Source organism: Luteibacter sp. P4_E6, from assembly GCF_056401535.1.
The window spans coordinates 1-2325 of record NZ_JBFUJE010000576.1; the positions used below are offsets into that span (position 1 = coordinate 1).

At 54.6% G+C, this 2325-nt stretch carries 2 protein-coding genes; both read left to right on the forward strand.

The window, feature by feature from the left end; translation table 11 throughout:
• The coding region (locus AC1DT2_RS20970; RefSeq protein ID WP_477298491.1) for a hypothetical protein at positions 1–642 on the forward strand (642 nt) is incomplete at its 5' end.
• Positions 643–970: 328 nt separating this feature from the next.
• Positions 971–2325: hypothetical protein (locus tag AC1DT2_RS20975; protein WP_477298493.1), on the forward strand; the 1355-nt coding region annotated here is incomplete at its 3' end.

The window sequence follows — 2325 nt, forward strand, 5'->3', positions numbered from 1 at the left end:
CAACGACAACGGCATGCTCCTGATTCGACACCAGCCGGTGGCATATGGAAGGTCATTGACTTCGACGGTAAGAGTCACGTGTTCACGACCGACCTTTCGTTCCTCTACTTCTTCTACCTTGAGGGGGACCAGGAGTTCGTTTCGATAACTCATGAGTTGCTTCCAACATTGGTGAGCGCTTGCCCAGGGCTCACCCTTAACTACAAAGCGGCAGCACTTGCTGAAATGGTCGATGGAACTAAGCAGCTCCAGCTTCTTACTAATGGAAAAAATACCGAATCGGATCCCGATAAGAGCGAAGTGAGCCTTCTCTCTGAGGTCGTCGGAGGAACCGTCCGCTGTATAAAATCCGCCGAGGTCGTTCGACACACTGTTCGGACGCAAAATTGGATTCGACTCCTTTCGCTCTGGAACCGTTGCAATCAGTTGCCCGTCGTTTTGGTGATCGACACCGTCGTGCGTTTGGTTCAAAGAGCACGACGACTTCAAGTTTCGCAGGTCTTCCTCGCTCTCGAAGGCACTGACCGCGCGCTAATCGCAGCAGCAATCGCAATCTCGCTCAGGCGTCGACGCCTGAACTCTGATCTGGACGATCATCATTGGGGGCTCCATAGCATCTTGGAGGCGCCGAGCCATGAGTAGGCAGACTCGCGTCACCATGCCGCTAGCGCTCCGAGACACGTCGCAGTGGTTCCCGCTGCTCTTGGAGGGGTTGAGCGACGCCAAACGATCCCAGGTCTTAGTCCGCCAGGCCGTTCTCACAGAATATCTGAGAGGCGGCCCTGTCGATGCTTGCATTCGGGATGCCAAGTATTCACGGGAGCAGTTGCTTCGTGATCTGAACCGTTGCCTTGCCGCGTATCCAGACGGATCAATGGCTGGATGGCGTGGTCTCTCGTGCGCGATGCGCCGTCCGTATCGGCGCAAGAAGAGCGAGTCGATCAGTCTCGGGTCGCGCGGAAAGGTCGGCATGCTTGCGCAGTTCTTCGCGGCGAACCCGGACATTAAGGACAGATTAGACAGTTACATTCTCACCAGGAAAAGAGACAACGGCGCTCCGGATCGATTTGTTCAGTACGTCGCTGCGCACGGCTATTTCATTCGTATGGCACATCACGTTGATCCCTGTAAAGAGCGGTGGCCCTTTACAACAGCTACGCAAGCTCGATCAACGATCGATCGCTATGTAAAAACGATGCTCGATAGGTTCTACGACGTCATCGTTGAGAGCCAGTACGGATCCATCGCGCAGGCGAAAGCAGCTACAGGACGCGGGATTCCATCGATCATTCAGTTCAGTCGACCATATGACTGCGTTGAGATGGACGAGCATACCCTCGATTGTATCTCTGCGATCGGACTCGACACGCCCGAAGGAATTGTGTGGACGCCCGTCGAACGCGTCGATGTGATTGCGCTTGCAGACCGCGCGTCGAAAGGCAGCATTCTTGGCTTCTTGGTAGTGATTACGACGGTCGGATCYGATCAAATACTACGAGCCGTGCACTTGGGAGTAACCCCCTGGAAGAGTCGGCCTACGGAATTCATTCGCTTACCCGACGCGGGCTTTCCGTCAGAAGAGATAGAAGAACTCGCAGGTTTGGGCTTTGCTGTCCTCATGCTTGACAATGCACTTTCTCACCTCGCGTACGAGGTAGCCGACCGAATAATGGATACGGTTGGCTGTGTGATCAACTTCGGAAAGCCTCGTGATTTCGAACGTCGAGCGACGATAGAGGGTGCGTTTAAACGCCTAGAAGAACGTGGCTTCAAGCGCGTGGTCTCGTCTACGGGAGGAAGTGGAACCCCTAAACGTAGGGCCGACCCGGCAGGCCAAGCAAAGAAATACAGAGTGACATTGGTAGACATATGCGACCTAGTTCAGGAAGCGCTAGCCGAATGCAACGGAGTGGTTGCGGATGGTCTGTTCGGCCAGACGCGTAACGCGTGGCTACGACGAGTTGCCACAGATCAACATATCGGCTTCATCCCGCCACGGATGCCCCTCCAGTCGAATACGGGAGTATCACTAAACATCAAAATTCGCAAAGCAAGAGTATGCGGCTCGCGGCAGAGTGGCGAACGCCCGTACATAAACTACAGCGGCGCTCGATACCGTAATCCGGAGCTTAGCACTAGGCATGATCTGATCGACAAGTATGTATTTCTTCATATCGACGTTGACGATATATCGGTAGTCGATGCTTTCGTTGAGGGAAACGCACAGCCGCTTGGGCCCTTGGATGCGCAGCATCAGTGGAATGGATGGCCTCACTCTTTGGAGGCGCGGCAAACGATCCGGCGCGCCATCAGCGAGGGCAGGAT